The sequence below is a fragment of the Saccharothrix obliqua genome, from assembly GCF_019375475.1.
Taxonomy (GTDB): Bacteria; Actinomycetota; Actinomycetes; order Mycobacteriales; family Pseudonocardiaceae; genus Actinosynnema; species Actinosynnema obliqua.
The window spans coordinates 47,613-72,330 of record NZ_JAHXGQ010000002.1 but is presented as its reverse complement, the minus strand read 5'-3'; the positions used below and the strand labels follow the sequence as shown (position 1 = coordinate 72,330).

The following is a 24,718-nucleotide window of genomic DNA, read 5'->3' as shown; positions in this document are numbered from 1 at the left end:
CGGCACCGGGCCTTTCGCCGCGACCTGCCGAATTCCACGCGAACCTCTACTGAGCAGGCATTTTCGTGATGAACGCTCCTATTCGCCGAGCACTTTCCCGATAAATCGGATGACGTGCTCCGCGGTGCGCGCGATCTTTTCCTCCAGGGTGAGTGATTCGTGCGCGCGCGCACCCGGTCCGGCGTCCTTGCGGCCACGCAGGTACAGCGAGCACGCGAGGTCGGCGCACACGTAGGTGCCCACGGAATTGCCGAGCTGGCCCGGCTTGCCCGCCATGCGGGCGGTCATCAGGCGCACGCCGTCCCCGACGTGCGAGGTGAGGCACAACGCGCACATGCCGCGCCGCACGTGCGCGGCCTGCGGCGCGGCCCGGCGCAGGGCGACGCCCACCAGGCGGTCGCCGTACTCGGCGACCAGGTACGCGCGTTCCGGCGCGGCGGGGTCCCGCCACCCGAGGAAGTCCAGGTCCGCCCACGGCCGGGTGGCCAGGTCGCGGGGGAGGGTCAGGCGCTTGGCCTCGCCCTTGCTGCAATTGACGAACGACGCGCGGATCTCGCGCTCGGCTACCGGTTCCACGTCGGGGACGCTAACCTTGCCTAGACCTCCTAGGCAACTGGTTAACTCCTCTAGGAAAGGGGTGCGCGTGGCGCGTGCCGGGCTGACCGCCGACCGCCTGACCAGGGCGGCGGCGGAGCTGGCCGACGAGGTGGGGTTCGAGAACGTGACGGTCTCGGCCCTCGCCCGCCGGTTCGGCGTCAAGGACGCGAGCCTCTACTCGCACGTGAGCAGCGCCCGCGAGCTGCGCACCAGGGTCGCGCTGCTGGCGCTGGCCGAACTCGCCGACGAGGTGGCCGCCGCCCTGGCCGGTCGGGCCGGTCGGGACGCCCTGGTCGCGTTCGCCGACGCCTACCGCGACTACGCCCGCGCCCACCCGGGCCGGTACGCCGCGGCCCGCCTGCCACTGGACCCGGCCGACCTGGCGGCGAGCGCCAGTGCGCGGCACTCCGAGATGACCCGCGCCGTCCTGCGTGGCTACCGGCTCACCGGTGACGCGCAGACCGACGCAGTTCGGCTGCTGCACAGCGCTTTCCACGGCTACGTGAGCCTGGAGGCGTCCGGCGGGTTCGGCCACCAGCCGCGCACGGCGGAGGAGTCGTGGTCCGGCGTGCTGGACGCGTTGGACGCGGCCCTGCGCAACTGGCCTTCGCCCGGAGGTGTCCGGGAGGCGTGAACGGGCTACCCCCGGCGCGTTCGCGAAGGAGGTAGGGGTGACCTGGACAAGCGAGGGTGCGCTGGTGGTCGGTGTCGACGGCACCGAGGTGTCGGGGCGCGCGGCCGAGTGGGCGGCACGTGAGGCGTCGGCCGCCGGCCGGTCGGTCGTGCTGGTGTACGGCTTGAACGTGCCGGTGCACGTCGACACGTACATGCCCATGCCGGTGGACGTGGAGAGCACCGACTCCATCCGGCGGTGGGCGGAGGAGATGCTGGCGGGTGTGGCCGAGCGGTGCCGCGCCGCGGGTGTGGCGGACGTGCGTGCCCACATCACGCCGGGCGACCCGGCGGACGCCGTGACGCACGCCGTGGACCACCCCTCGTGCGTGGTCGTCGGGCACGCCGAGAACGGCGGCCTGGCGCGTTTCCTGTTCGGCTCCACCGCCAACCGCCTCACGCGGTCCTGCCCGTGGCCGGTGGTCGTGGTCGGCGAGCGGACCGGCGGCCACCACCTGAGCGGCCCCGTGGTGGTCGGCCTGGACGACACCGCCGAGAGCCACGAGGCCCTGCGCTTCGCCCTGTCCTACGCGCACGCCCACGGTGCGGAGGTGGACGTCGTGCACGCCTCGGAGGAGCCGGCGGCCGAGCCCGTGCCGCCGGCGGAACTCGTGGCCGAGTTCCCGGACGTGCCGCTGCGTGCCCGGTCCGTGCGCGAGTCGCCCGCCGACGCCCTGCTGCACGCCGCCGCGGGCGCCCGCCTGCTGGTCGTGGGCAGTCGCGGCCTGGGCGTGCTCCGGCGCGTGCTGACGCGCTCGGTCAGCCACGAGGTGGTCGGCCACGCCACCTGCCCGGTCGCGGTGCTGCCGCCGGAAACCGCCCGGCAACAAGGGAATCCCGGGTCGGACTGAGCGCGGGTGCCGTGCCGATCACCCGAATCGCCCAGTGCCGCAACGCATCCCGGTCACCTATCGCGACAACCGGCTCGCTGGACCCGGTGACCGTGCGACCTGAAAGCCTGACCACGCGCCGGAAGCCTGGCCATTCGCGGCGAACCGGACCACTCTGGCCAACCGAGCGGGCATCCGGCCCGCGAGGGGGGCGCTCCTCGGCGACCGGCGGCGCACCGGTCCCGGCGTGCGCCACCCGTGCTGTTCCAGGCTCGCCGGACTCGACGTCCGGCCACGCGTCCGGACCGGGTGAGGCGGGGGGTTACCGCTGCCGCCGAGCCCGGTGGCCCGCGGTGCGGTGTCGTCGTGAACATGACGGCACCGCACCGGAACCACCGGCGGTCCGTCCTCATCGGACGGCGCGCGTTCACGGCTCGGCGGGCGCTCGATCCCGGGGCACCGCGCGCGGAATTCCGCGGGTGTCGCGGCTGGATTTCCGGGGCCATTCCCGGGTGGTGTTCACGGGTACCGGACGAATCGGTCGAACGCGGTGCGCCGAATGGGCAACCGGCATTTCACCCGGCGGGTGGCACGCCGAATGCCGAGTCGGTGGGGTTTCAGTCGTCCTGGAGCGCGTCGGCGGCGACCCAGCCGGTCACGTCGATGTCGTGCCGGGCGGCCACGTCGAGCAGGTCTTTGATCCGTGCGGAGTGCAGGTGGATTTCGTGCTCCAGCCCGGCGCGCCGGGCTTCGTCCAGCGCCGTCAGCCGGACGGAGACCTGGTCGTGCAGAACGGTTTCGAACTCGCTCATTGTTTCCCCGTTCTCGCCGTGCCGCACGGCACAGCCGTGCGCACAGTTTAGCGCTCCCGCAACTCCGGACCCGCCCCCGCGCGCAGTGTCGACCACCACTCCGAACCCCGCCACCGCACCCGCTCGGCCCGACCGGAGTCCGCCGCCGACGCCGCCTCGCCGCCACCACGTCGCCGCTGAGCCCCACCGCACTCGACCGGGTCGAGCGGGGCGGAGAAGGGCGCGGGGGCACGCCTTGTCGGTACGGGCCGGACCGGGGCGGCAGGCCGGGTGGGTGCGGCTGGCCGGGTGGTGCGGTGGACGGGGCCGGGGCGGCAGGCCGAGCGGGTGCGGCTGGCCGGGTGGGTGCGGCAGGCCGGGTGGTGTGGCGGACGGGACCGGGGCGGCAGGCCGGGTGGGCGCGGGAGGCCAGGCGGGTGCGGTGGACGGGACCGGGGCGGGATGGAGCCGGTGGCGGCGCATGTCCGGTCGGCGCGAGCCGGGGAGGAACGGGCGGCGGCAGGGGGAGGCGCGGGCGGGGCACCGCGCGGCGTGGCCGTCCACCCGACCGGTGGCCGGGTGGACGGTCGGGGGATCAGCTGGTGAGCACGACGTCCTCGCGGTAGCTGCCGCAGATGGGCGTGATCAACGGAGGGTAGCGCCAGATGGCGATGTAACAGCTCCGCCACTTGAGCGGGTACTCGGCGGAACCCAGCGGGGCGAGTGAGACCACCGTCGTCTCACCCTGGCACTTCGGCTGGATGCGGCCCGCGTTCTCGCCCCACTGGTACTGGAGGTACCACTGGCGCGGGCAGTCACTGGCCGTGATGACGAACGAGTTGGGGCCGTGTTCGGGATCGGCGTCGCCGGGGTTGTAGCGGACCTGGATCGACGTGATCGACGTCGGGCCGGCCGTCGCCGGCAGCGGGGCGGTCAGCGGGGTGACCAGCAGGACGGCCAACGCCGTCAGGGTCCGGGCTAATCGACTTGGTGACACGGGACCTCCCATCGGCAATGGGTACCGCGCGGGAGTGCCCGTTCCGCACCTCCGCCACACCCGGTCCGCGGCGGGCGGCGATCGTCAGGTGATCGTCAGGGCCGGCCCGGTCGCGTCGAGTGATGATGGTGGTGGTGCGGCCCGTGACGCGGGGCTGTGGAGCGGGTCGCACCTCCGACCGGGCTCAGCCGCCGTCCACGCAGTGGGCGCACGTGTGCGGGCCGACGCGTCTGTTGAAGCCCTGCCAACCCGCGATGAGCGCCTGTTCCCACAACGACCACCAGTGGGCCGATGGCGGGTCGAGCAGCATGGTCCGCCCGCAGTTGTCGCAGATCAACTGGAGCGTGGAGGGGTCTTGGTCGCCTGGGATCGCGGTCACGGCGCGGTGGTCCGACTTTCGTTGTGGGCAGGGTGCGCCCGGCATCCTGGCAGTGCCGCGGGTGTTCTGCCGACCGCCACCGCGCCCCCGGGACCTTGCGATCACCTTGCGATCGCCGCGCGGTGCGATCGCGTGGTGGTCGGACCACCCGCCGCGGCACCACCGCGCACACCCGGGGTAGCGGGGCGGTCATCGCTGGTCACCACCCCCGTGGACGGACGCTGACGGACGCTGACTGACGCTCGGTAGTCGCACGGCCCCGGTGGGGAGCGGGAACGGGTCGGGGTGGTCGTGACGAAACACCGGCTCGGCCGGCCGGCGCGCGGCTTGACAGGGATGCGGGCCCGCCGGGTACGGTCTGCCCGCTGATCCGCTCGGCAGCGAGCTGGTCATGGTGTGCCGGGAAGTCTGGTCGGCGTCCCCGATCCCGCATTTCGTCGACCGGAGTGGAACATGACCGCTGCAACCGCGTCCGAAACCCTGCCCGAGTTCCACATCGGCGGTCGCCCGGTGGGGCCGGCGCACCCGCCGCTGGTCATCGCCGAGATCGGCATCAACCACGAGGGCGACCCGGACAAGGCGCACCGGATGGTCGACGACGCGGCCGACGCCGGCGTGGAGTGCGTGAAGTTCCAGACCCACGTGGTCGAGGACGAGATGATCCCGAACGACGTGGTGCCCGGCAACGCCGACGAGCCGATCTACGCGATGATGCGGCGCTGCGCGCTCTCGGCGGAGGCCGAGCGGGAGCTGAAGGCGCACGCCGAGGAACGCGGCATGATCTTCCTGTCCACGCCGTTCTCGCGCGCCGCGGCGGACCGGTTGGCGGCGCTCGACGTCGCCGCCTACAAGATCGGCTCCGGGGAGTGCAACAACTACCCCCTGGTCCGGCACATCGCCGGGCTCGGCAAGCCGGTCATCCTCTCCACGGGCATGAACGACGTGGCGTCGGTGGAGCCCGCCGTCGAGATCCTGCGCGCGGCCGGGGTGGGGTTCGCGCTGCTGCACTGCACGTCGGTCTACCCGACGCCACCGGAGCTGGTGCGCCTGGGCGCGATGGGGCAACTCGCCGGTGCGTTCCCGGACGCGGTGCTCGGCCTGTCGGACCACACCACCTCGATCTACCCGTGCCTGGGCGCGGTACCCCTCGGCGCGAGCGTGCTGGAGCGCCACTTCACGTCCGACATGTCGTGGCCGGGGCCGGACATCGCGGTGTCCTCCACGCCCGCGGAGTTCGCCGAACTCGTGCGCGGGTCGCGGCTGATCCACGCCGCCCTGGGCGGCACGAAGGAAATCCTCCCCGTCGAGCAGCCGACGATCGACTTCGCCTACGCGTGCGTGGTGACCACCGCCCCGGTGGCCGCGGGCGCGGAGCTGACGAAGGACAACACGTGGGTCAAGCGGCCCGGCACCGGCCCGATCAAGGCCGTGGACTACGAGCGGGTGCTGGGCAGGCGCGCCACCCGCGACCTGGCAGCCGACCGGCAGGTCGACTGGAGTGACCTGACGGATGGCTGAGCGCCACCGGCGCGAGGTGCTGTTCGTGACGGGCACGCGTGCCGATTTCAGCAAGCTGCGCGAGGTCATGCTCGCCGTCCAGGACAGCGCGCACCTCACCGCCCGGATCGTCGTGACCGGGATGCATTTGTTGCGCCGCTACGGGTACACCGTGCACGAGGTGGAGCGCGCCGGCCTGCAACGGCTCCACCTGATCCACAACCAGGTCGAGGGCGAGCCGATGGCCCTCGTGCTGGCCAACACCGTCCAGGCGCTCACGCGCCTGGTGCACGAGGAGCGGCCGGACGCGATCGTCGTCCACGGCGACCGCGTCGAGGCGCTGGCGGGTGCGCTCGTGGGCGCGTTGGCCAACATCCGGGTCGTGCACATCGAAGGGGGCGAGGTGTCGGGCACCATCGACGACAGCCTGCGCCACTCCATCTCCAAGCAGGCGCACGTCCACCTCGTCGCGAACGAGAGCGCCCGCGCCCGGCTGCTGCAACTGGGCGAGGAGACCGAGCGGGTGTTCGTGGTCGGCAGCCCGGAGATCGACGTGCTGACGTCGCACCGCCTGCCGCCGCTGGACCAGGTCCGCGCCCGGTACGCCATCCCGTTCGAGCGCTACGGCGTGCTCATCATGCACCCGGTCACCACGGAGGTCGACTCCATCTCCGAGCAGGCCGCGGCCGTGGTGGACGCCGTCCTGGCCGACGACCGCCCCTGGGTGGTGATCGAGCCCAACAACGACGAGGGCTGCGTCCAGGTCCGCCACCAGTTGGACCGGCTGACCGGTGATCGCTGCATCCGCATCCCGTCGATGCGGTTCGAGCACTTCGTGACCCTCATGCGCAACGCGGACGTCATGGTCGGCAACTCCTCCGCCGGCGTGCGCGAGGCGCCGGTGCTGGGCACGCCGAGCGTGAACGTCGGCACCCGCCAGCGCGACCGCTCCGACGCGGTGGGCGTGGTGACGGTGCCCGCCGTGCGCACCGCCGTCCTGGACGGCATCCGCCGGGCCGCCGCGCTGCCCCGCCACCCGGGTGTGCACGAGTTCGGCGTGCCCGGCGCGTGCGAGCGGATCATCGCCCTGTTCGAGGGGGAGGAGCTATGGCGTCCGCCGCTCTACAAGCGCTTCGTGGACCGGTGGGTGGGTGAGCCGAGTGTCGCCTGAGCCGAAACCCAGCGACCGCGCCAGTTCCGCCGCCACCGCGAGGTCTTCGCGCGTGTCGACGTCGACCGCGCGTTCGGCGGGCACGACCTGCGCCACCACGTCGGGCACGAAGAACCGCCGCCAGGTCCGGAGGTCGCCCGCGCCGACCAGGTACGCGCCGCCGGTCGGCCGCAACACCTCGGGCAGCCCCTGGCGCGGTGCTTCGAGGTCGGACCAGTCGCGCGTGGGCCGCACCTCGCCGTCGACGAGCACGCACGCCTTCCAGGGGTGGTGGTCCGCGACGACCGTCATCTGCACCACGGAACCGGTCTCGCGGTCGCCGTGGAGGCGGACGCAGGCGTCGATGTCCTCGGCGGTCCGCAGCGGCGACGTGGGCTGCACCAGGAGCAGCAGCGTGTCGTCACGCAGCGCGAGTTCGTCGGCGACGTGCAGCACCGCGTCCACGGACCGGCTGTCCGCCGTCGCCAGCTCCGGCGGCCGGCGCACGAGCCGCGCCCCCTCGCCCACCGCGGCCTCGGCGATCACGTCGTCGTCGGTGGAGACCACCACCCGGTCCACGCTCACCGCTTGGCGTGCCGTCCACACCGCGTGCGCGACGAGGGGGCGTCCCAGGAACGGGGCGACGTTCTTGCGCGGGAAGCCGACCGAGCCGCCGCGAGCCGTGACGACCGCGACCACTTCGCGTGCCGTCACGGTGCGGTCCTCTGGCGCCGTCTCATGACACGACTGTACGGGGAGCCCGCCGCGGCGCCGCCGGCGGAGTCCTCTGTGGACCGCAGGGCCGCGCTGCGCGACCTGGTCGCTTCCTACGCGCGCGTGGACCCGCCGGGGACGATCGCGATCGTCGGCAACGCGCCGATGCCGCGCGACCCGGACCGCGCCCGGTTGATCGACGGCAGCGACCTCGTGGTGCGGATGACCACGTTCGCGCTGGACGGCGCCGCGCTGGGCACGCGGTGCGACGTGGTGGTGCTGCACCGGGGCGTGATCGCCAGCCCGTACACGTTCGCGGACTACACCAACCGCCTCTACCTCCTGGTCGAACCCGGCCGGCTGCACTGGGAACGCGCGGACATCCCGCGCCACTGGCCCGCCGACCTGGGTTTCACGCCGGTGTCGAACTACGAGTTCACGCTGCCGCTGCTCGACCTGCTGGGTCTGGACCGCCGGGAACCCCTGTGGTCGACCACCGGCACGCTCGCCACGTACGTGCTGACCGAACTCTTCCCGCACGCCACAACGCGGTTGACCGGTATGTCCCTTGTAGACAACCCGGTGCAGACGACGTTCGAGCACGCGTGGGGCGCGGCGGTGCACGTCACCCCCGAACACCGCCTGGAACGCGAGGCGGAGCTGCTCCGGCGCTGGCACGCCGAGGGAAGGATCGAACTGCTGCCATGACCAACCCGGACAAGGTCAAGGACGCGCTGCGCCACGCCGCCGCCCGCGCGGGCGCACCGGTCTGGCGGCGGCTCCGCCCGCGCGTGGAGGTCATCGCCGCGCGAGCGGCCGACCACGCCGCGGCGCGGGCGGTCGAGCACGCCGAGCGCCTGGCGGACCCGCTGCGCGCGGACGTCGCCGAACTGCGCGACGAGATCGCGGAGCTGCGGGCGGCGCTGGCGGAGACGCGCGTGCGGGTGGAGAACCTGGAGCACCACACCCGGCTGGTGCCGGAGCAGGTGGCTGCGGTGGAGGTGCGACTGGCGGGCCTGGAGGCCGACCACCGCCGGCGATCCCCGGCAGGCGGGTCGCCGGCAGGGGATCGCGAACAACCGTCCGCGGAGGAGGTGCCCGTCGCCCGTCGCCCGCAGCCGCCTGTCGAGGGTGCGCCGGCCGGGGACGGGTCGCCGGCGGGAGACCGCGCGCGGTCGCACGCCGACGAGCCGCCGGCCGAGCACCACGTGCCGCCGCCGGTGGAGGACGCCGCCGCGCGGTCCCTCGTGCGCGAGGTCATGGCCGAGCACGCGCGCATCCGGGCCCGGTTCGGCGCGCTCGCCGCCTACGAGGAGCGCATCGGCCGCCTGGAGGCCGAACTCGCCCGGAGGTCGGCCCCCGGCGACTGAGCACCGCGGACGACCCGATCACGGCAGGAGGTGAAGCCCGTGCGCCGGAAGGTGGTGCTGCTGGTCTCGATCACCGTGATCGCGGGCTGGGTCCTGGCCCTCGCGGTGATGATCTCCGGTGCGCCGGAGCCCGGCGCCGCGTCGCCGGAGGCGCTGGCGTCCGCGTTGGAGGCCGCGCTCGACTCCCGGGACGCGGACGCCCTGGGCGGCCTGTTCGACCACGCGCCCGCGGACCTGGACCGGTTCACCGCCGCGTACCTCGCGGAGTTGGACGCCGTCGGGTTGCACGATGTCTCCGTGTCGCTGCGCACGGGTGCCACGGGGCGTCAGCAGGTCGTGGTGTCGGACGCCGATCGGGTCTTCGCCTTCGCCTGCAACGTCGTCGAGCACGACGGCCGCTGGGTGCTCAGCCCGACCCCGGCGCTCTGAGCCCGGCTCAGTCGCCGGGGAAGAAGTCCGCGTCGTCGAAGTCGCGGATCAGGTACGAGCCGTCGGCCGGGTCGACCAGGACGGTGAGCCGGGAGCCCGGTGTGGTGGTGGGCCCGGGTCGGGCGGTGACGGTGACCTCGAACGGCGGCACGTCCGGGCCGCTGATCCGCACCGCCATGACCACGTCCGGCATCTCTCCGCCGTCGCTCTCCGCCGTCAGCACCTCGCCGACGGCGGGTAACCCGACGGCGTCGAGCCGCAGCAGCCGCCGCCGGGCGCGGCTGGTGGCGCGCCACATGCCGATCCCCGTCGGCACGAGGAACAACGCCAGCACACCGCCCACGTAGAACTGCGCCGAGTCGGTGCCCGCCTCGCGGTGGCCGAACCACGCGATGACCGGACCGGTCGCCGCCGCCGCCACGCTGAGCAGCCGCCACAGCAGGTTCGGGCCGCGGCCCACGGGGCGCAGTTCGACCAGACCGTCATCGGACATGTCCGGAGGGTACTGAGCCTGCCGGTGATCGGTGTGGGAGAGATCGCGGAGGCTGGACCAGACCGCTTCCTTAGGTTAGGTTCCCCTAAACCGAGCACCGCCGCGGGTACCGCCGAACGGTGGCACCGCGTGCGTCCGGGTGCGGCACCGCGGCAACGCTTTCGCTTGGCTGGAAGGGATTGCCGTGACCGCCCGGACGCGGGTCGCCGGCCCGTGCGAGGCCGCGACCCGGGCGGCACCCGGTCGACCGCACCACCGCGGCGACACCACCCGCCGGCGCGCGCCGGCCCCGAAACCACGCGGGAGCACCACGTTGAGCACCACCCAGGGGATGCCACCGGAGTCCTCGCCGCCCGCCGACACCGCGCGCCGGGGGCGGACCGACCACCGCCACCGGCACCTGGAGCGCATCGCCGAGGTGCGCGCGGGCCGGGGTGCGGAGAAGGTCGGCTACCCGATCCACGTCCGGGAGGCGGCCGTGGTCCGCACCGCGATGGTCGGCTCGGGGCTGCTGCGCGTCACCCTCGGCGGGCCCGGGACGGCGGGGTTCGAGGCCCACTCGCCCGACGAGCACGTGAAGTTCCTGTTCCCGGAACCGGACGGCACGCTGCGCCTGCCCGTGCCGGACGGCCACATGCTGCGCTGGCCCAAGCCGTCGCCCACCTCCCGCGAGTACACGGTGCGCCGCTACGACCCGGAGACCGGTGAGCTGGACGTCGACGTCGCCCTGCACGAGGGCGGGCTCGGCTCGGACTGGGCGCTCGCCGCCCGGCCGGGCGACACCGTGCACGTCGCCGGGCCGCCCGGTGGCCTGATCGTGCCGCACAACTACGACCGCTACCTGCTCGCGGGCGACATCACCGCGCTGCCCGCCATCGCCCGGTGGCTGGAGGAGCTGCCGCGCGACGCGGCCGGCTGGGCGTTCATCGAGGTCGCCGGTCCCGACGAGGAGATCGAGCTGGCCGCGCCCACCGGGTTCGAGGTGCGCTGGCTGCACCGCGGCGACGTGCCGGCCGGTGCGAGCGGCCTCCTGGCCGACGCGGTGCGCGCGGTCCGCGTCCCGGACGGGGAACGGGTGTACGCGTGGGTCGCGGGCGAAGCGGGCTCGATCAAACCGCTGCGCCGGTGGGTGCGCGACGAACTCGGCCTCGCCAAGGCCGACCACGACATCACCGGCTACTGGAAGCGCGGGGTCGCCGACTTCGACGACGACGACCACGAGCACCACGACCACTAGACCTCCAACGGCAACAACAGCAAGGAAAAGCCATGCCCATCGCCAGATCCCCCAAAATCGCCGGCGCGCTCGCGCTCGCCCTCGCCGTGGTCGCCGGCTGCGGCTCCGGTGATGCCGAGCAGGCACCGGCGGCCGAAGCGCAGACCCGGGTGTTCACCGCCGACAACGGCGACATCACGATCCCGGTCGCGCCGAAGCGCGTCGTCGCCACCGGGTACGCCGTGCCCGCCATGCTGGAGGCCGACGCGCCGCTGGTCGGGATCTCGACGTGGCAGCGCGGCATCCCGCTGATGAGCGACGAGGACCGCAAGCGGTACGAGGAGCTGCCGAAGATCGCGGGCGAGACGGCCGCCGAGACCAACTACGAGGCGGTCGCGCAGGCCGACCCCGACCTGATCGTGATCGGCGTGCCCAAGCCCGTGCTGGCCGACATCGACCTCAAGCGGCTGGAGCAGATCGCGCCCGTCGTCGCCATCGGCCCGTCGGTGCCGTCGATGTGGCGTGAGCTGTCCCGCAAGCAGGCCGACGCGGCGGGCTCGCTCGCGGCGTTCGACGCCGTCCGCGACGAGTACCAGGCCAAGGCCAAGAAGCTCGCGGAGAAGTACGCCGCGGTGCTGCCCGGCCTGAAGCTGGGTCACGTCGGCGCGTACGGCGAGGTCGCCAAGGGCAACTTCCAGCGCGAGTTCAACGGTTCCTGGGGCACGAACGTGGTGCAGGACATGGGCGCGACCTACTACGGCGAGGTCAAGGTCAAGGGCGGCGGCTCGAAGGACGTCAGCGAGTACCCGTCGATCGAGGAGCTGCCCGCCGCGTTCGCCGACGCCGAGGTCATCACCTACTCGGTCAAGCCCGACGGCTCGGTGCCGCCGCCGGTCCAGTACGCGCTCGACTCGCCGCTGTGGAAGGAGCTGCCCGCGGTCAAGGCGGGGAAGGTGTTCCCGCTGCGCTACACCGAGGCGGCCACCTACCGGTCGGCGATGAGGACCCTGGACGCGGCGGACGAGGCGCTCACGCCGCTGCTGAACCGGTGACGCGTCCGCGCCGCGGGCCGGGCGCGCTCGTCGTCGGGCTGCTCGTCGCCCTGGCCGTCCTGGCCGGGGTGGCGGTGCTGAGCATCGGCGTCGGCGCGCACGCCGTCGCACCCGCCGACGTCGTCCGGGCACTGCTGGACTTCGACGGGTCGAGCGACCACCTGGTGGTCCGCGACATCCGGGTGCCGCGTGCCGTCCTGGCCCTCGGCGCGGGCGCCGCGCTCGCCGTGGCGGGCGTGCTCGTGCAGGTGTTGTCGCGCAACCCGCTCGCCGAGCCGGGTGTGCTCGGCGTGACGGCGGGCGCGGGTTTCGCGATCACGGTCGGCTCGGCCGTCGGGCTGGCCTCGTCCTCGTTGGGCGAGCTGCTGGTGGCCGTGCTCGGCGCGGTCGCGGCGACCCTGCTGGTCTACTCGGTCGGCCGGGGTTCGCCGCTGCGCCTGGTGCTGACCGGCGTGGCGCTCAGCTCGGTGCTGGCGGGCGTGTCCCTCGGGATGCGCCTGCTGATGCCGAACGTGTTCGACGTGTACCGGTTCTGGGCGGTCGGCTCGCTGGCCGGCCGGGAGCAGTCGCCGAACGGGCTGCCGCTGGCGGTGATCGCCGTCGCCGTGGTGTGCGCGCTGCTGCTGAGCAGGCACCTCGACGTGGTCGCGCTGGGCGAGAGCACCGCGCACGGCCTGGGCGCCAACGTGGCCCGCGTGCGGTTGGCGGCGCTGGCGCTGATCACCGTGCTGGCCGGCGCGGCGACCGCGATCGCCGGGCCGATCCTGTTCGTCGGCCTGATGGTGCCGCACCTGGCGCGGCGGCTGGCGGGCGCGTCGGTGCCGTGGATGGTGGCGTTCGCCGCCGTGCTCGGTCCGGTGCTGCTGCTGGTGTCCGACATCGGCGCGCGCGTCCTGCTGCCCACCGGCGAGGTGCCGGTGGCGGTGGTGACCGCGTTCCTCGGCGGTCCGGTGCTGATCTGGGCCGTCCGGCGGTACGGGGCGGCGCCGCTGTGAACGCTCTCGTGGTGCGCAAGGGCCCGTTCTCGGCCCGCCTCGAACGGCGGCCCCTGGTGGTGGTCGCCGCCCTGGTGCTGGCGATCGCGGTGCTGGCGCTGCTCGGGCTCTGCTACGGGCCGACGTGGGCGAGCCCGGCGAAGGTGTTCGACGCGCTGACCGGCGCGCGGGGCGGTTCGAACGTGGTGATCCGCGACTGGCGGCTGCCACGCGTGCTGGCGGCGGTCGTGTTCGGCGTGGCGCTGGGCGTGGCGGGTGCGATCTTCCAGGGCACCACCCGCAACCCGATGGGCAGCCCCGACGTGATCGGCCTGGACGCGGGCGCGTACACCGGTGCGCTCATCGCCATCACCGTGCTGTCCGGGACGTCCGCGCAACTGGCGTTCAGCTCCGTGCTGGGCGGTGTGCTCACGGCGGCCGTCGTGTACGTGCTGTCGCTGGGCGGCGGCGTGTCCGGGCTGCGGCTGGTGGTGATCGGCATCGCCGTCAACGCGACGCTCACCGCCCTCAACTCGTGGATCGTGCTGCGGGCCGAGCTGGAGGTCGCGATGGCGGCCGTCGGGTGGAACGCGGGTTCCCTCAACGGCGTCGACTGGGACGACCTGGCCATCCCGTTCGCGATCATCGCCGTCCTGCTGGTGCTGTTGTCCGTGCGGTCGCTCGACGCGCGGCAGGCGGCGCTGGACCCGGCCCTCGCGGTCACCACCGGCGTCCGCCTGGAACCGCTGCGCGTGCAGCTCGTGCTCATCGGCGTCGGCTGCACGGCCACCGTGACCGCCGTCGCCGGGCCCATCGCGTTCATCGCGCTGGCGGCACCGCAGATCGGCAGGCGGCTGGCCGGCGCGCCCGGCATCCCGCTGCTGCCCGCCGCGCTGACCGGCGCCGTCCTGCTGCTCGGCGCGGACCTCGTGGCGCAGCTGCTGCTCGCGCCCGTCGCCCTGCCGGTCGGCGTGGTGAGCACCGCCATCGGCGGCTGCTACCTGATGTGGTTGCTCGCAAAGGAGGTGCGGCGCTCGTGACCGCGTTGTTGTCCGCGCAGGACGTCACCCTGCGCTATGGCGAACGCGTCGTGTCGACGCGGTTGAGCGTCGACGTCCCGGACGGCGCGTTCACCGCCATCGTCGGCCCCAACGCGTGCGGCAAGTCGACGCTGTTGCGGACGTTCGTCCGGCTGCTGCGCCCGGCCGAGGGGCAGGTGGTCTTCGACGACCGCGAGATCGGCTCCTACCAGAGCAAGGCGCTGGCCCGCCGGCTCGGGTTCCTGCCGCAGGAACCCGTCGCGCCGGAGGACATCCGCGTCCGGCAGCTCGTGGCGCGCGGCCGGTTCCCGCACCAGTCGCTGCTGTCCACCTGGTCGGCGGCCGACGAGGACGCGGTGACCGGCGCGATGCGCGTCGCGGGCGTCGCGGACCTGGCCGACCGGCTGGTGCGGGAGCTGTCCGGCGGCCAGCGGCAACGCGTGTGGGTGGCGCTGGTGCTCGCCCAGGACACCTCCCACCTGCTGCTCGACGAGCCGACCTCGTTCCTCGACATCACCCACCAGTACCAGCTGCTGTCCCTGCTGGCGGGACTGCGCGACCGGGGTCGCACGGTGGTCGCCGTGCTGCACGACATCAACCAGGCGTCCCGCTACGCCGATCACCTGGTGGCGATGAAGGACGGGCGGGTCGTCGCCGAGGGCAAGCCGTCCGACGTGGTGGACTCGGTGCTGATGAAGGAGGTCTTCGAGCTGCCGAGCGTCGTCGTCCCCGATCCCGTGACGGGTACGCCGATGGTGGTGCCCGCGCTGTGAGGTCCGGCGGCCTCAACGCCGCCGGGCGCGCAGCACGCCGGTCAGCATCGGCAGGGTGAACTCGCCGCGGCCGGTTTCCGGCCTGCCCGCGAGGAAAGCGCGGACACCGCCGAGCAGGGCCTCCCGGTCCCCGGCCGGCATGACCAGCACCCCGGCCCGCGTCGCGAGCGTCGCGACGAGGGAATCGGCGGTCCGGCGCTGACCGTGCGGGAACTCGGCCTGCTCCGGCGAGCCGAACCGGGCGGGTCCGCTGCCCGGGAGGTGCAGGTCCGCCGTCGCCGCACGCCACTCACGCAGCGTGTCACGCGGGCCGATGGCCGCGCTCCCGCTGATCCGCTCCAGTTCCGCGACCCAGTCGACCCGGTCGTCCAGGACGTTCCACAGGCCGGCCAGGACGCCGCCGGGCGCGAGGACCCGGGCGATCTCCGGACCCGCGACGGCCATGTCGAACCAGTGCAGGGCGTTGCCGGCCAGCACGGCGTCCACGGACGCGTCGGGCAGCGGTATCTCCTCGGCGCTGCCCGCCAGGGCGCGGACCCCCGGCAGCGCGTGCCGCAGTTCGGCCACCATCGCCGGGTCGGGCTCCACCGCGACGACGTCGACGCCCAGCGCGACCAGCGTGGCGGTCAGCTTGCCGGTGCCGGCACCGAGGTCCAGCACCCGCGGGCCGGGCGCGAACTCCACCGCCCAGCGCGCCGCGGCTCGCGCGTAGTCCGGGCGGTGCTCGGCGTACGCCGCGGCCGCGCTGCCGAACGACGAGCCGAGGAGCCGCCTTTCGTCCATGTGATCACCTTATCCACCGGTGCGCGTAGTCGGCGAGGTGTTCGCCGGTGAGCGTGGAGCGGGCGGCGGCGAGGGCGGTCGGGGTGCCTTCGAAGACGACGCGGCCACCGTGGTGACCCGCGCCGGGGCCGAGGTCGATGACCCAGTCGGCGTGCGCGACGACGGCTTGGTGGTGCTCGATCACGATGACCGACTTGCCGTCGTCCACGAGCCGGTCGAGCAGGTCCAGCAGCCGGGCGACGTCGGCGAGGTGCAGGCCCGTGGTCGGTTCGTCCAGCACGTAGACACCGCCGTCGTCGGCCATGCGCGTGGCCAGCTTGAGCCGCTGCCGCTCGCCGCCGGACAGCGTGGTCAGCGGCCGGTCGAGAGCGAGGTGGCCCAGGCCGGCCTCGGTGAGCCGGCGGAGGATCGCGTGCGCCGCGGGTGTGCGTGCCCCGCCCGCGCCGAAGAACGCCTCGGCCTCGGCGACCGACATCGCCAGCACCTCGCCGATGTCGTGCCCGCCCAGGCGGTGCGCCAGCACCGACGCCCGGAACCGCCTGCCGTCGCACTCCTCGCAGACGACCGCGATCGCCGGGTCGGCGTGGACGCCCGCGCCTTGACAGGCCGGACACGCCCCCGAAGCGCCGAACAACGCGGGTTTCACGCCGTTGGCCCTGGCGAACGCCTTGCGGATCGGGTCGAGCAGCCCGGTGTACGTGGCCGGGTTGCCGCGCCGCGGACCGCGGATGGGCGTCTGGTCCACCGCCACCACGCCCCGCTCCGCCGGGATCGAACCGCGGATCAGGGAACTCTTGCCGGCACCCGCGACACCCGTGACGACGACCAGCACACCCAGCGGGACGTCGACGTCGACACCACGCAGGTTGTGCTTCGACGCGCCGCGGATCTCCAGCGCACCCCTGGGTGCACGCACCCGGCCCTTGAGCGGGGTGCGGTGGCCGAGGTGGCGGCCGGTGGTGGTGCCGCTGGCCCGCAGGCCCTCGACGCCACCCGTGAAGCAGACCTCGCCACCGGCCGCGCCCGCGCCGGGACCGAGGTCCACGACGTGGTCCGCGATCGCGATCGTCTCGGGCTCGTGCTCCACCACGAGAACCGTGTTCCCCTTGTCCCGTAACCGGAGCAGCAACCTGTTCACGCGCTGGACGTCGTGCGGGTGCAGGCCCGTGGTGGGCTCGTCGAACACGTAGGTGACGTCGGTGAGCGTGGAACCGAGGTGGCGCACCATCTTGACGCGCTGGGCCTCGCCGCCCGACAGCGTGCCCGCGGGCCGGTCGAGCGAGAGGTAGCCCAGCCCGATCTCGGTGAACGAGTCGAGGGTCCGCCGCAGCGCCGCGAGCAGCGGGGTCGCCGAGGGCGCGACCAGGTCCCGCACCCACTCGGCGAGGTCGCTGACCTGCATCGCGCTCAGCTCGGCGATGTTCGCGCCGTTGATCCGCGCGGACCGGGCCGCCGCGCCGAGCCGCGTGCCGCCGCACGCCGGGCAGGGCGCGAAGGTCACCGCGCGCTCCACGAACGCCCGGATGTGCGGTGGCATCGCCTCCGGGTCCTTGGCCAGCAACGACTTGCGCACCTTCGGCACCAGGCCCTCGTAGGTGAGGGCGACGCCGTCCACGGTCACCCTGGTCGGCTCCCGGTGCAGGAAGTCGTGCAGCTCCTGCCTGGTGTACCGGCGGATCGGCTTGTCCGGGTCGATGAAACCCGACTCGGCGTAGACCCGGACCGTCCAGAAGCTGTCCGCCTTCCAGCCGGGGATGGTGATCGCGCCCTCGGAGATCGCCTTGGCGTCGTCGTAGAGCTGCGTCGGGTCGATGACGGACACCGTGCCCCGGCCCTCGCAGTGCGGGCACGCGCCGCTCGCCCGGACCGCGGGCGCGGTGGGGGAGAACGCCTGCGGCGGACCGACGTGCGGCTGCCCGAGCCGGCTGAAGAGGACGCGCAGCACCGCGTCGGCGTTGGTGGCGGTGCCGACCGTGGAGCGCGGGTCGGCGTCCATCCGCCGCTGGTCCACCACGATCGCGGCGGTCAACCCCTCCAGGGCGTCGACCTCGGGCCGGGCGGGCGTCGGCGCGGCGCGTGCCTCGTCGACCAGCCGCAGCGACTCGGCGGCGATCGTGGCGAACACCAGCGAACTCTTGCCCGCGCCGGAGACGCCGGTGAAGACGGTCAGCCTGCGCTTGGGTATCTCGACGCTGATGCCCTTGAGGTTGTTCTCCCGCGCGCCGCGCACGCGGATCAGGTCGTGCCCGTCGGCGACGTGCGACACCATGCTCATCCGCCTCCATCCGCCGCGCGGGGGCGGGGTCGCCGTCCGCGCCGGCCCGACGGGCGGAACCCGCGCATCGGGTCATGCTATGGGCGGCCCCGGGACACCGCTCCTCGATTTCCGGCCGACGTGCCCCGCGAATCCGGTGTGGAGGGACCGGGTGGTCGGCCCCGGTCCACCCGTCCCGTACGGTGGGAGCGGTTTGGTTCGGCAAGAGCGTTGCGGGGGTGTCGTGGTCGACCGGCAACGACGGCTTCAGGAGATGATGAAGTCGTTCCAGGAGCAGGCGGCGAAGGCCGGTCAGCTCCAAGAGGTGGTCAAGGATCTGCGTGGCGTCGGGCGCAGCCGGGACGGCTCCGTCACGGTCACCGCCGCGCCATCGGGCGCGGTGCTGGGGTTGCAGCTGTCGCCGGCCGCGATGGCGCGGTCCCACGTGGCCTTGCAGCAGGAGATCCTCGACGCGATCCGGCTGGCGACGCAGAACGCGGCGCAGCAGCTCGACGCCGCCGTGGCGCCGCTGCTGGGTGACCGGTTGGAGCAGTTCAAGCAGGGCATGGCCGCTTCCGGCGTGGAACCGCTCGCACCGACCGCCGCGCCGCCGCCCGGACCACCGGCTCCGCCGCCCGCCCACCCGCGGCCCGGGACCCACCAGCCGCCCGCGTACCCGCAGGCACCCGGCCACGCGCAGCCGCCGGGCCACCCGCAGCCGTCCGCCTACCCGCAGCCGTCCGCCTACCCGCCGCCGGGTCCGGCGCGCGGGAACCAGGTCCCGCGTCCGCCGGTCCAACCGGACGACGAGGAACCACCGAGTTCCTACCTGACGTGACGGGGGCGGGATGACTTTCAGGATCGTGCCGGAGGCGTTGACGGCCTTCGCCGGTGGCAGCGAGAGCCTGGCCGGCAAGTTCGGGCAGCTCGCGGACCTGCTGGAGCAGGCGAGGGTGGACGACCAGTGCTTCGGCCCCATCGGGGACCTGGTCGGGTTGAGCAGCGGGTACTTCTCCAGCCTGGACGAGTGCCGGCAGCTCGCGACCGACGCCGCCGGGTTCCTGGAGCAGACCGGTGACCAGCTGCGGCAGAGCTTCGAGGTGTACCAGGGCGTGGACGACGGCGTCTCGCAGGCGTTGACCCAGCTCGGTGACGGACTGGGTGGTGGCCGGTGAACGACGGTCCGGGTTCCTTCGCCGACCTCAACGGCGGCGACCAGAAGAACTGGTTCGAGCAGGCGGCGGGGCGCGGCAGCTCGGCCGTCGGCGCGTTGCAGGACCTCGCCGACGCCACCAGCCCGCCGGAGATGGCCGCGGCGGGCGTGTCGGGGCGGCTGGAGCTGCTGGAGACGATCGCGAGCCCCGGTCAGGCGTTGTTGGACAACGGCCTGGGCTTCCTCGTCTCGATCGTGCTCAGCCCGCTGGTGGAGCTGGCGGAATTCGCCATCGGCGACCCCGAGCAGATGCGGGCGACGGGCGACGGCTGGGCGCAGGTCGCCTCCTGGTTGGACGAGGTCGCCGACGCCGAGGTCAAGCGCGGCGAGGCGACCCGCGCGGTGTGGGAGGGCGCTGCCGGCGACGCGTTCCGCAACCAGGTCACCGAGTTCAGCGGTGGTGTGCGTGCGCTCGCGGAGGACGTCCGGGGGTTGAAGCAGACCCTCGACATGATCGCCGACCTGTTCGACATGTTCGTCGAGTTCGTGGTCCAGCTCATCACCGAGCTGATCATCGGCCTGATCGTGCAGTGGCTGGCGGCGCTGGCCGCGTCGTGGATCACGGCGGGCGGTTCGGTGGCCGCGGCCGGGATGACCACCACGGTGCAGGTGGGCAGCACCGGTATGCGGATCACCATGCGCGTCTCGAAGCTCCAGATGGAGCTGTTCAAGATCGTCAAGCGGCTGGAGGAGCTGCTGACCCGGCTGCGTGGTCCGTTGCGGCAGGTCATCCAGCGCATGAACGGCCTGCGCGGCGGCAACATGGCCCAGCAGTACGCGGGCCGCCGCCTCGGGGCCAACCCGCTGGTGAACATCGTGACGCGGGCCGACGACACGACGCTCGCGTCGACCACGGCCAACCGCTTCATGCAGGGCGTCACCGGCGAGGGCGCGCTGGCAGGCAACATCAGCCAGACCGTGCTGACCGGGATGCTCGGCGGGCAGACCCGCGTCGGCGGCGCGGCGTTCAGCGCCGGTGTGGACGCGGCCGTCGACGGCGGCATCAAGTTCGGCGCCGACGCCGCCTACGACGCCGCGCGGAACCCGCCGTCGGAGCAGGAGCGCCGCGAGGCGCAGGAGAAGGGCTTCTCCTGGTGACCGGCACGCGCCTGCGCGGCGTGGCCGCGATCCGGGCGGGCTGGGCCCGTCCCGACGAGCCGGTCCTGCTGTGCGCCGACGCGGGCGGCAGCGCGACCCGGTTCGACGTGCGGGGCCTGGAGTGGTCGGGCAAACCGGCACCGGGGTTCGCGGGCAGGGCGTTGTGGGGCGTGGCCAACGTCGCCGCCGGCGTGGCGGGCGCGTTGGCGGACGACCACGTCGACGCCCGGCAGCGCCCGGACGTCGTGGTCTTCGGCCCGTCGCCGGACTCCATCGCGGCGCGGGCCGCGCTCCAGGTCCGCGGCGTGCCGCTGGCCTGGCTGGTGCTCACACCGCACCGCCTGGCCTGGCTGCGGGACGCGCCGGAAGCCGAGTCCGAACCCGGACCGGAGAAGTCGTTGCTGGACCGCGTCGGCGGGTTCGCCCGCGACGTGTTCGCCGACCGCGACCCGTACCCGCCCGCCGAACCGGTGCCCACCGCCGACGTGCTGCCGGTGGTCGAGGTGCCCCGGGCGGAGATCAGCGGGGTGGGCGCGGCCGAGCGCAAGCTGCCCAGCGGCGCCGTGCCCCGGCAGGCGCACGTGCTGCGGGTGTCGTTCGTGGACGGGTCGGGCGTGGACGTCGTCGCCGCGCGCGCGGAGGACCTGCCGCGGCTGGTGGCGCTGGCGAGCGGTCGATAGGAGCACCGTGCCCAAGAGCAGGGAGAAACTGGCCGGGATCGCCCAGCGGCACTGGCTGGGCGAGGGCGAGCGGCTGGCGTGGGTGGCCGGCGGTCGGGGCCACGTCGGCAGCACCGTCGGCGCGGTCCGCACCGCGCCGCACCGGGTCGTGCACGACGTGCCCAGCCCGGCGGCGCCCGAACCGGCGTGGCCGCTGCCGACGCGTGCCGTGTCCGAGAACCGCGTGCACAACGACGAATGGGCCCACGACCCGGCGATCTGGGGCTGGGCGCACGCCCAGCACCCGGACCAGGCCGCGGTGCGCTGCGCCGACCTGTTCACCGCGGGCCGCGACGAGTGCTGGCTGCTGGTCACCGACCGGCGCGTCGGCCTGGTGGTCGAGGGCGAGGTGGCCGTCGCGCCGGAACCGGCCGCGGGCGGCCTGCTCGGCCGCGTGCGCGCCCTGGGTCAGTCCCGCGACGTGCCGCCCCTGGTCACGTGGTGGGAGGCGCCGCGGTCGGTGGTGCGGGCCTTCACCCCGGTCCCGCTGGGCCGCCACGTGCGCCCGGAGTGGTTCCTGCGCCTGGAGTTCGCCGACGGCTCGGCCTTCGACCTGCGTGACGAGCAGGCCGAGCAGACCGTGCGCACCATCCACGCCAACCTCTGACGGCGGCGCGCCGACCACGTCGGACGGTCGCCGCCGGGGGTCAGCGCTCCAGGTGCCGCCGCAGCACGTCGGCTTCCGCGCGCAGGCGTTCGGCGACGTCCGCCCGCGCCAACCGGTCGTACTCCTCGGCCGCGGTGATCCGCTGCCGCACCTCCGCCGTGACGATCGCGTGCACGTCCTCGTCGGTGAGCTGCCGGCGTTCGACCTCGGTGGAGCCCACGCCGACCGAACCGCTCGCCGGGGAGTCGTCGGGCACCGCCTCGGAGTTCTCGATGGCCGCGAGGGCGGATCGCAACGCCGACACGGCGATCCGGTCCTTGCCCTTGATGGCCCGCGTCAGCTCGCGGCGGAGGTCGGTGCGCACCTCGCGGACGCTACGTGAGCGCGATGTCGTGGCGCAACGGCGTTCCCGCGCCGTCACGGGTCTGGCCCGGTCGACCGGCGTGGGTGTTCTCACCCAGGTCCGCGTCGGCCGACGCGCGGTACCGCGAACGCCGCTCCGACATAGCCTCGAAAGGCATCCGACGTGCCGGTTCTCCGGCATCCCGACCGGCGCGTGTCGTCCGCGATTCGAATGTGGGACAACCATGTCCTGGTGGCGACGATCGCTCCACACGGCGTTGTGCGGGTTGCTGCTCGGCGGTCTGGTGCTGGTGGCCGGGCAACCCGCCTCGGCGATGTCCGGGTCCGGCCCGAAGGTGGTGAACAGCGGGTTCATCCACTGCGTGGTGGGCGTGGCCACGATCGACCACTGGTCGCCGGGCGTCTTCTCCGGCAACCTCGGTTACGCCGACGCCTACCTGTACAGCCGCGACCTCAACGGCGCGTGCACCCGGCCGGCGACCGGGCAGGGCCGGGCCCGCGTCGACGTCCAGGTGTGGACCGACAGCGGGTGGTCGCACTGCCGGGGCTCGGACTGGGCGTACGGCGCGTTCGGCTGGACCGGTGGTGAGCTGGGCGGTCCCTACGGCCCCAAGAAGATCCTGGACTACGGCGGCTCCGCGTCGTGCGGCGCGGGTTACTACCGGGCGGTGGCGACCGTCGAGCACGACAACAACGGCGGCTGGGTCGGCGGCAGCGTCAACTCGCCCTACGAGTGGGTGGACTGACCGGGGGCGGTGCGGGCCGCGCCGAGTCGCGCGGCCCGCACCGGTGTGTGAGGCTCGAACGGTGTTCGAGGGATTCGAGGAAGAGCGGATTTCCGTCGGCGAGGCAACGATTTTCGTGCGGCACGGGGGAGGGGGACCGCCGGTGCTGCTGGCGCACGGCCACCCGAGGACGTCCGCCACCTGGCACCGCGTGGCGCCGCTGCTGGTGGCGCGCGGGTTCACGGTGGTGTGCCCGGACCTGCGCGGCTACGGGCGGTCGCGGGGTCCCGCGCCCACGGCGGACCACCGCGCCCACGCCAAGCGGGCCGTCGCGAGTGATCTCGTCGCCGTGATGAAGGCGTTGGGGCACCACAGGTTCCGGCTCGCCGGGCACGACCGCGGCGGTGCGGTCGCGTTGCGGCTGGCGCTGGACCACCCCGACGCGGTCGAGCGGGTGGCGGTGCTGGACTGCCTGCCGATCAGCGAACACCTGGCACGCATCACCCCGGAGTTCGCCACGCGGTGGTGGCACTGGTTCTTCTTCGCCCAGCCGGGCACGCCGGAACGCGTGATCAACGCCGACCCGGTGAGCTGGTACCGCGGCGACCCGGACCGCATGGGGCCCGAGAACCACGCGGAGTTCCGCGCCGCCACGGGGAACCCGGACGTCGTGCGGGCGATGCTGGAGGACTACCGGGCCGGGCTGACCGTCGACCGGTGGGACGAGGAGGCGGACCGGGCGGCGGGCGTGCGGCTGCGCTGCCCGACCCTCGTCCTGTGGTCGTTGCGCGACGACCTGGAAGACCTCTACGGCGACCCGCTGGCGATCTGGCGCGACTGGGCGGACGACGTGCGCGGCCACGGCATCGACTCGGGGCACCACGTGGCGGAGGAAGCCCCCGAAGCGCTGGCCGACGCCCTCGCCGGGTTCTTCGGGCCGTGACGGTTCACGTGCCGCGACCGGTTTTCTGCTGGAGCCGGTCGATCAGCTGCGACGCCTCCACCTTGGTGAGGCCGTCGGGCACCTGCTCACCGGCCTCCTGCGCCAGGGTGTGCAGGTAGGACTCCTGCGGCCCGGTCATGGGCTCGTCGCCGGTCGTCCAGTCCTCCGGGTCCTTCTCGGGTGTGCGGTCCACGGTTGTCTCCTTTCCTCGAACGCCCGTTCGACATACCCGCCCCGGCCCTGCCCCAACCGTCCCGCCTCGAAAGCGTGACGGAACAGAACCGCCGCCAATGCGCGGGAAATGCTGCGTAATCTGGCCGCATGGGACTCGGCTACTGCGTGGACACGTCCGCCGCGGACTGGCTCGTCCGATCCCGCACGCCGTGGCCGCGGTTGATCACCTTCGGCCCGACGGGTTTCGAAGCACACGCCCGGTTGCGCTTCATCCCCGACCCGGTCCGACCCGGTCAGGCCGAAGCGGATGTCGACCTGCCGGACGACCACCTGCCCGACCTCGTCCAGGCGCGGCACGCGCTGCGCCTGCTCTCCCGGTTCACCGGCACACCGGAGGAGTGCTACTTCTGCGTCTGGGACGGCTACTCGGACGTGCGGCTGCCGGCCGGTGCCGCCCGGGTGGAGCTGCCGCACCGGCAGTACGCCTTGCTGCGCGGCGCATTGCGTGATTTCGACGGCTGGGCGGAGGCGCTCGGCACGGCGGAGCCCTGCCCGCCGCCCGCGTTCGCCTGGCCCGCCGACCGGAGCTGGTGCTTCACCGCCGACGTCGACCCGCACTGGGCCGGGATCGGCGCGAGCCGGGCCGCCGTCGACGCTCTCGTGCGCGAACCGGGGCTCGACGTCGTCCCGGCCTCGCCCGGCGAGACGCCCCCCGCGTACTCCTGAGCCCGGCGGCCGTTCGGCGTTGTCGGTGCCGGCTGAACGGACGATCATCCTCGGATCGCCGGTTGCTCTGAACGGGTGTACCGGGTCTTGACGGCGGAGCAACGCGGGAGCAGAGTGACCGCTGTCACAAATCCGGGGG

Annotated in this window: 31 protein-coding genes; 20 read left to right on the top strand and 11 right to left on the bottom strand. The window is 73.6% G+C overall.

Annotated features, from left to right (window positions below):
* Positions 1–78: 78 nt before the first annotated feature.
* Positions 79–576, bottom strand: a complete 498-nt coding sequence (locus KZQ38_RS06410; protein ID WP_219439566.1) for an FBP domain-containing protein — start codon at positions 574–576, stop codon at positions 79–81.
* A 67-nt stretch (positions 577–643) separates the two neighbouring features.
* On the opposite strand from KZQ38_RS06410, the gene KZQ38_RS06405 reads away from it, so the two are divergent.
* Together KZQ38_RS06405 and KZQ38_RS06400 are read left to right on the top strand one after the other, a co-directional pair.
* On the top strand, positions 644–1,231 hold the full coding sequence (locus KZQ38_RS06405) for a TetR/AcrR family transcriptional regulator (RefSeq protein ID WP_219439564.1): 588 nt from the start codon (positions 644–646) through the stop codon (positions 1,229–1,231).
* Positions 1,232–1,268: 37 nt separating this feature from the next.
* Positions 1,269–2,120, top strand: a complete 852-nt coding sequence (locus KZQ38_RS06400) for a universal stress protein (protein ID WP_219439562.1) — start codon at positions 1,269–1,271, stop codon at positions 2,118–2,120.
* Positions 2,121–2,716: 596 nt separating this feature from the next.
* On the opposite strand, the gene KZQ38_RS06395 is transcribed toward KZQ38_RS06400, so the two are convergent.
* The 3 genes from KZQ38_RS06395 to KZQ38_RS06385 all read right to left on the bottom strand — a co-directional run bounded on the left by KZQ38_RS06395 (position 2,717) and on the right by KZQ38_RS06385 (position 4,266).
* Positions 2,717–2,911, bottom strand: coding sequence for a hypothetical protein (locus KZQ38_RS06395; protein ID WP_219439560.1), 195 nt, complete (start codon positions 2,909–2,911; stop codon positions 2,717–2,719).
* Between the two features lie 574 nt (positions 2,912–3,485).
* Positions 3,486–3,851: a hypothetical protein gene (locus KZQ38_RS06390; protein WP_219439558.1), complete on the bottom strand. Its 366-nt coding sequence runs from the start codon at positions 3,849–3,851 to the stop codon at positions 3,486–3,488.
* A gap of 220 nt (positions 3,852–4,071) precedes the next feature.
* Positions 4,072–4,266 carry a hypothetical protein gene (locus tag KZQ38_RS06385; protein WP_219439556.1) on the bottom strand — a complete coding sequence of 65 codons (195 nt, stop codon included), beginning with the start codon at positions 4,264–4,266 and terminating at the stop codon, positions 4,072–4,074.
* 453 nt (positions 4,267–4,719) lie between these two features.
* Here KZQ38_RS06385 and KZQ38_RS06380 point away from each other — a divergent pair, with 453 nt between their 5' ends.
* A complete protein-coding gene (locus KZQ38_RS06380; RefSeq protein ID WP_219439554.1) occupies positions 4,720–5,784 on the top strand; it encodes an N-acetylneuraminate synthase family protein in 1,065 nt (354 codons plus the stop codon).
* Entirely contained in the window at positions 5,777–6,934 is a 1,158-nt protein-coding gene (neuC, locus tag KZQ38_RS06375) for a UDP-N-acetylglucosamine 2-epimerase (RefSeq protein WP_219439552.1), read from the top strand. The genes KZQ38_RS06380 and neuC overlap by 8 nt, the downstream gene beginning before the upstream one ends.
* Here the strand turns inward: neuC and KZQ38_RS06370 are convergent.
* Entirely contained in the window at positions 6,869–7,627 is a 759-nt protein-coding gene (locus KZQ38_RS06370) for an acylneuraminate cytidylyltransferase family protein (protein WP_219439551.1), read from the bottom strand. The two genes, neuC and KZQ38_RS06370, sit on opposite strands and share 66 nt — an antisense overlap.
* A 75-nt stretch (positions 7,628–7,702) precedes the next feature.
* Here KZQ38_RS06370 and KZQ38_RS06365 point away from each other — a divergent pair, with 75 nt between their 5' ends.
* From KZQ38_RS06365 to KZQ38_RS06355, 3 genes are read left to right on the top strand one after another with little or no spacing between them, the layout of a single operon-like run.
* Positions 7,703–8,335, top strand: a complete 633-nt coding sequence (locus tag KZQ38_RS06365) for a hypothetical protein (RefSeq protein WP_308258269.1) — start codon at positions 7,703–7,705, stop codon at positions 8,333–8,335.
* Positions 8,332–8,997 (top strand): hypothetical protein, encoded by a 666-nt coding sequence (locus KZQ38_RS06360; protein ID WP_219439549.1) that lies wholly within the window; start codon positions 8,332–8,334, stop codon positions 8,995–8,997. The genes KZQ38_RS06365 and KZQ38_RS06360 overlap by 4 nt, the downstream gene beginning before the upstream one ends.
* A gap of 39 nt (positions 8,998–9,036) precedes the next feature.
* Positions 9,037–9,426, top strand: a complete 390-nt coding sequence (locus KZQ38_RS06355) for a hypothetical protein (protein WP_219439547.1) — start codon at positions 9,037–9,039, stop codon at positions 9,424–9,426.
* A 7-nt stretch (positions 9,427–9,433) separates the two neighbouring features.
* Here KZQ38_RS06355 and KZQ38_RS06350 read toward each other — a convergent pair whose 3' ends face one another.
* Positions 9,434–9,919: a hypothetical protein gene (locus KZQ38_RS06350; protein WP_219439545.1), complete on the bottom strand. Its 486-nt coding sequence runs from the start codon at positions 9,917–9,919 to the stop codon at positions 9,434–9,436.
* A gap of 331 nt (positions 9,920–10,250) precedes the next feature.
* Between KZQ38_RS06350 and KZQ38_RS06345 the strand changes: the two genes are divergently transcribed.
* The 5 genes from KZQ38_RS06345 to KZQ38_RS06325 are packed head-to-tail and all read left to right on the top strand — an operon-like array spanning position 10,251 to position 14,974.
* A complete protein-coding gene (locus KZQ38_RS06345) occupies positions 10,251–11,156 on the top strand; it encodes a siderophore-interacting protein (RefSeq protein ID WP_219440358.1) in 906 nt (301 codons plus the stop codon).
* Between the two features lie 32 nt (positions 11,157–11,188).
* Positions 11,189–12,187, top strand: coding sequence for an ABC transporter substrate-binding protein (locus tag KZQ38_RS06340; protein WP_219439543.1), 999 nt, complete (start codon positions 11,189–11,191; stop codon positions 12,185–12,187).
* Positions 12,184–13,182 (top strand): FecCD family ABC transporter permease, encoded by a 999-nt coding sequence (locus KZQ38_RS06335; RefSeq protein ID WP_219439541.1) that lies wholly within the window; start codon positions 12,184–12,186, stop codon positions 13,180–13,182. The genes KZQ38_RS06340 and KZQ38_RS06335 overlap by 4 nt, the downstream gene beginning before the upstream one ends.
* Positions 13,179–14,201, top strand: coding sequence for a FecCD family ABC transporter permease (locus KZQ38_RS06330; RefSeq protein ID WP_219439539.1), 1,023 nt, complete (start codon positions 13,179–13,181; stop codon positions 14,199–14,201). The genes KZQ38_RS06335 and KZQ38_RS06330 overlap by 4 nt, the downstream gene beginning before the upstream one ends.
* Positions 14,198–14,974 carry an ABC transporter ATP-binding protein gene (locus tag KZQ38_RS06325; protein ID WP_219439537.1) on the top strand — a complete coding sequence of 259 codons (777 nt, stop codon included), beginning with the start codon at positions 14,198–14,200 and terminating at the stop codon, positions 14,972–14,974. Before KZQ38_RS06330 ends, KZQ38_RS06325 begins: the two co-directional genes overlap by 4 nt.
* A 12-nt stretch (positions 14,975–14,986) precedes the next feature.
* Here KZQ38_RS06325 and KZQ38_RS06320 read toward each other — a convergent pair whose 3' ends face one another.
* Both KZQ38_RS06320 and KZQ38_RS06315 read right to left on the bottom strand, forming a co-directional pair.
* On the bottom strand, positions 14,987–15,757 hold the full coding sequence (locus KZQ38_RS06320; protein WP_219439535.1) for a class I SAM-dependent methyltransferase: 771 nt from the start codon (positions 15,755–15,757) through the stop codon (positions 14,987–14,989).
* Between the two features lie 4 nt (positions 15,758–15,761).
* Positions 15,762–18,032: an ATP-binding cassette domain-containing protein gene (locus KZQ38_RS06315; protein WP_219439532.1), complete on the bottom strand. Its 2,271-nt coding sequence runs from the start codon at positions 18,030–18,032 to the stop codon at positions 15,762–15,764.
* Between the two features lie 253 nt (positions 18,033–18,285).
* Here KZQ38_RS06315 and KZQ38_RS06310 point away from each other — a divergent pair, with 253 nt between their 5' ends.
* The 5 genes from KZQ38_RS06310 to KZQ38_RS06295 are packed head-to-tail and all read left to right on the top strand — an operon-like array spanning position 18,286 to position 21,648.
* Positions 18,286–18,849, top strand: coding sequence for a YbaB/EbfC family nucleoid-associated protein (locus KZQ38_RS06310; RefSeq protein ID WP_504739552.1), 564 nt, complete (start codon positions 18,286–18,288; stop codon positions 18,847–18,849).
* Between the two features lie 10 nt (positions 18,850–18,859).
* Positions 18,860–19,186 (top strand): hypothetical protein, encoded by a 327-nt coding sequence (locus KZQ38_RS35885; protein WP_257900945.1) that lies wholly within the window; start codon positions 18,860–18,862, stop codon positions 19,184–19,186.
* On the top strand, positions 19,183–20,322 hold the full coding sequence (locus KZQ38_RS06305; protein WP_257900944.1) for a WXG100 family type VII secretion target: 1,140 nt from the start codon (positions 19,183–19,185) through the stop codon (positions 20,320–20,322). Before KZQ38_RS35885 ends, KZQ38_RS06305 begins: the two co-directional genes overlap by 4 nt.
* A complete protein-coding gene (locus KZQ38_RS06300; RefSeq protein ID WP_219439528.1) occupies positions 20,319–21,002 on the top strand; it encodes a hypothetical protein in 684 nt (227 codons plus the stop codon). The genes KZQ38_RS06305 and KZQ38_RS06300 overlap by 4 nt, the downstream gene beginning before the upstream one ends.
* 7 nt (positions 21,003–21,009) lie before the next feature.
* Entirely contained in the window at positions 21,010–21,648 is a 639-nt protein-coding gene (locus KZQ38_RS06295) for a hypothetical protein (RefSeq protein WP_219439526.1), read from the top strand.
* Positions 21,649–21,688: 40 nt separating this feature from the next.
* On the opposite strand, the gene KZQ38_RS06290 is transcribed toward KZQ38_RS06295, so the two are convergent.
* Positions 21,689–22,012: a GatB/YqeY domain-containing protein gene (locus tag KZQ38_RS06290; RefSeq protein ID WP_219439524.1), complete on the bottom strand. Its 324-nt coding sequence runs from the start codon at positions 22,010–22,012 to the stop codon at positions 21,689–21,691.
* A gap of 10 nt (positions 22,013–22,022) precedes the next feature.
* Positions 22,023–22,154, bottom strand: coding sequence for a hypothetical protein (locus KZQ38_RS35880; protein WP_257900943.1), 132 nt, complete (start codon positions 22,152–22,154; stop codon positions 22,023–22,025).
* Between the two features lie 81 nt (positions 22,155–22,235).
* On the opposite strand from KZQ38_RS35880, the gene KZQ38_RS06285 reads away from it, so the two are divergent.
* Entirely contained in the window at positions 22,236–22,757 is a 522-nt protein-coding gene (locus tag KZQ38_RS06285; protein WP_219439522.1) for a hypothetical protein, read from the top strand.
* 61 nt (positions 22,758–22,818) lie between these two features.
* A complete protein-coding gene (locus KZQ38_RS06280; RefSeq protein WP_219439520.1) occupies positions 22,819–23,679 on the top strand; it encodes an alpha/beta fold hydrolase in 861 nt (286 codons plus the stop codon).
* A 4-nt stretch (positions 23,680–23,683) separates the two neighbouring features.
* Here the strand turns inward: KZQ38_RS06280 and KZQ38_RS06275 are convergent, their stop codons facing one another.
* Positions 23,684–23,872 (bottom strand): DUF3072 domain-containing protein, encoded by a 189-nt coding sequence (locus tag KZQ38_RS06275; RefSeq protein WP_219439518.1) that lies wholly within the window; start codon positions 23,870–23,872, stop codon positions 23,684–23,686.
* Positions 23,873–24,000: 128 nt separating this feature from the next.
* Here KZQ38_RS06275 and KZQ38_RS06270 point away from each other — a divergent pair, with 128 nt between their 5' ends.
* The gene (locus KZQ38_RS06270) at positions 24,001–24,579 is read left to right on the top strand and encodes a hypothetical protein (RefSeq protein WP_219439516.1); all 579 of its coding nucleotides are present in this window, start codon (positions 24,001–24,003) and stop codon (positions 24,577–24,579) included.
* Positions 24,580–24,718 lie beyond the last annotated feature (139 nt).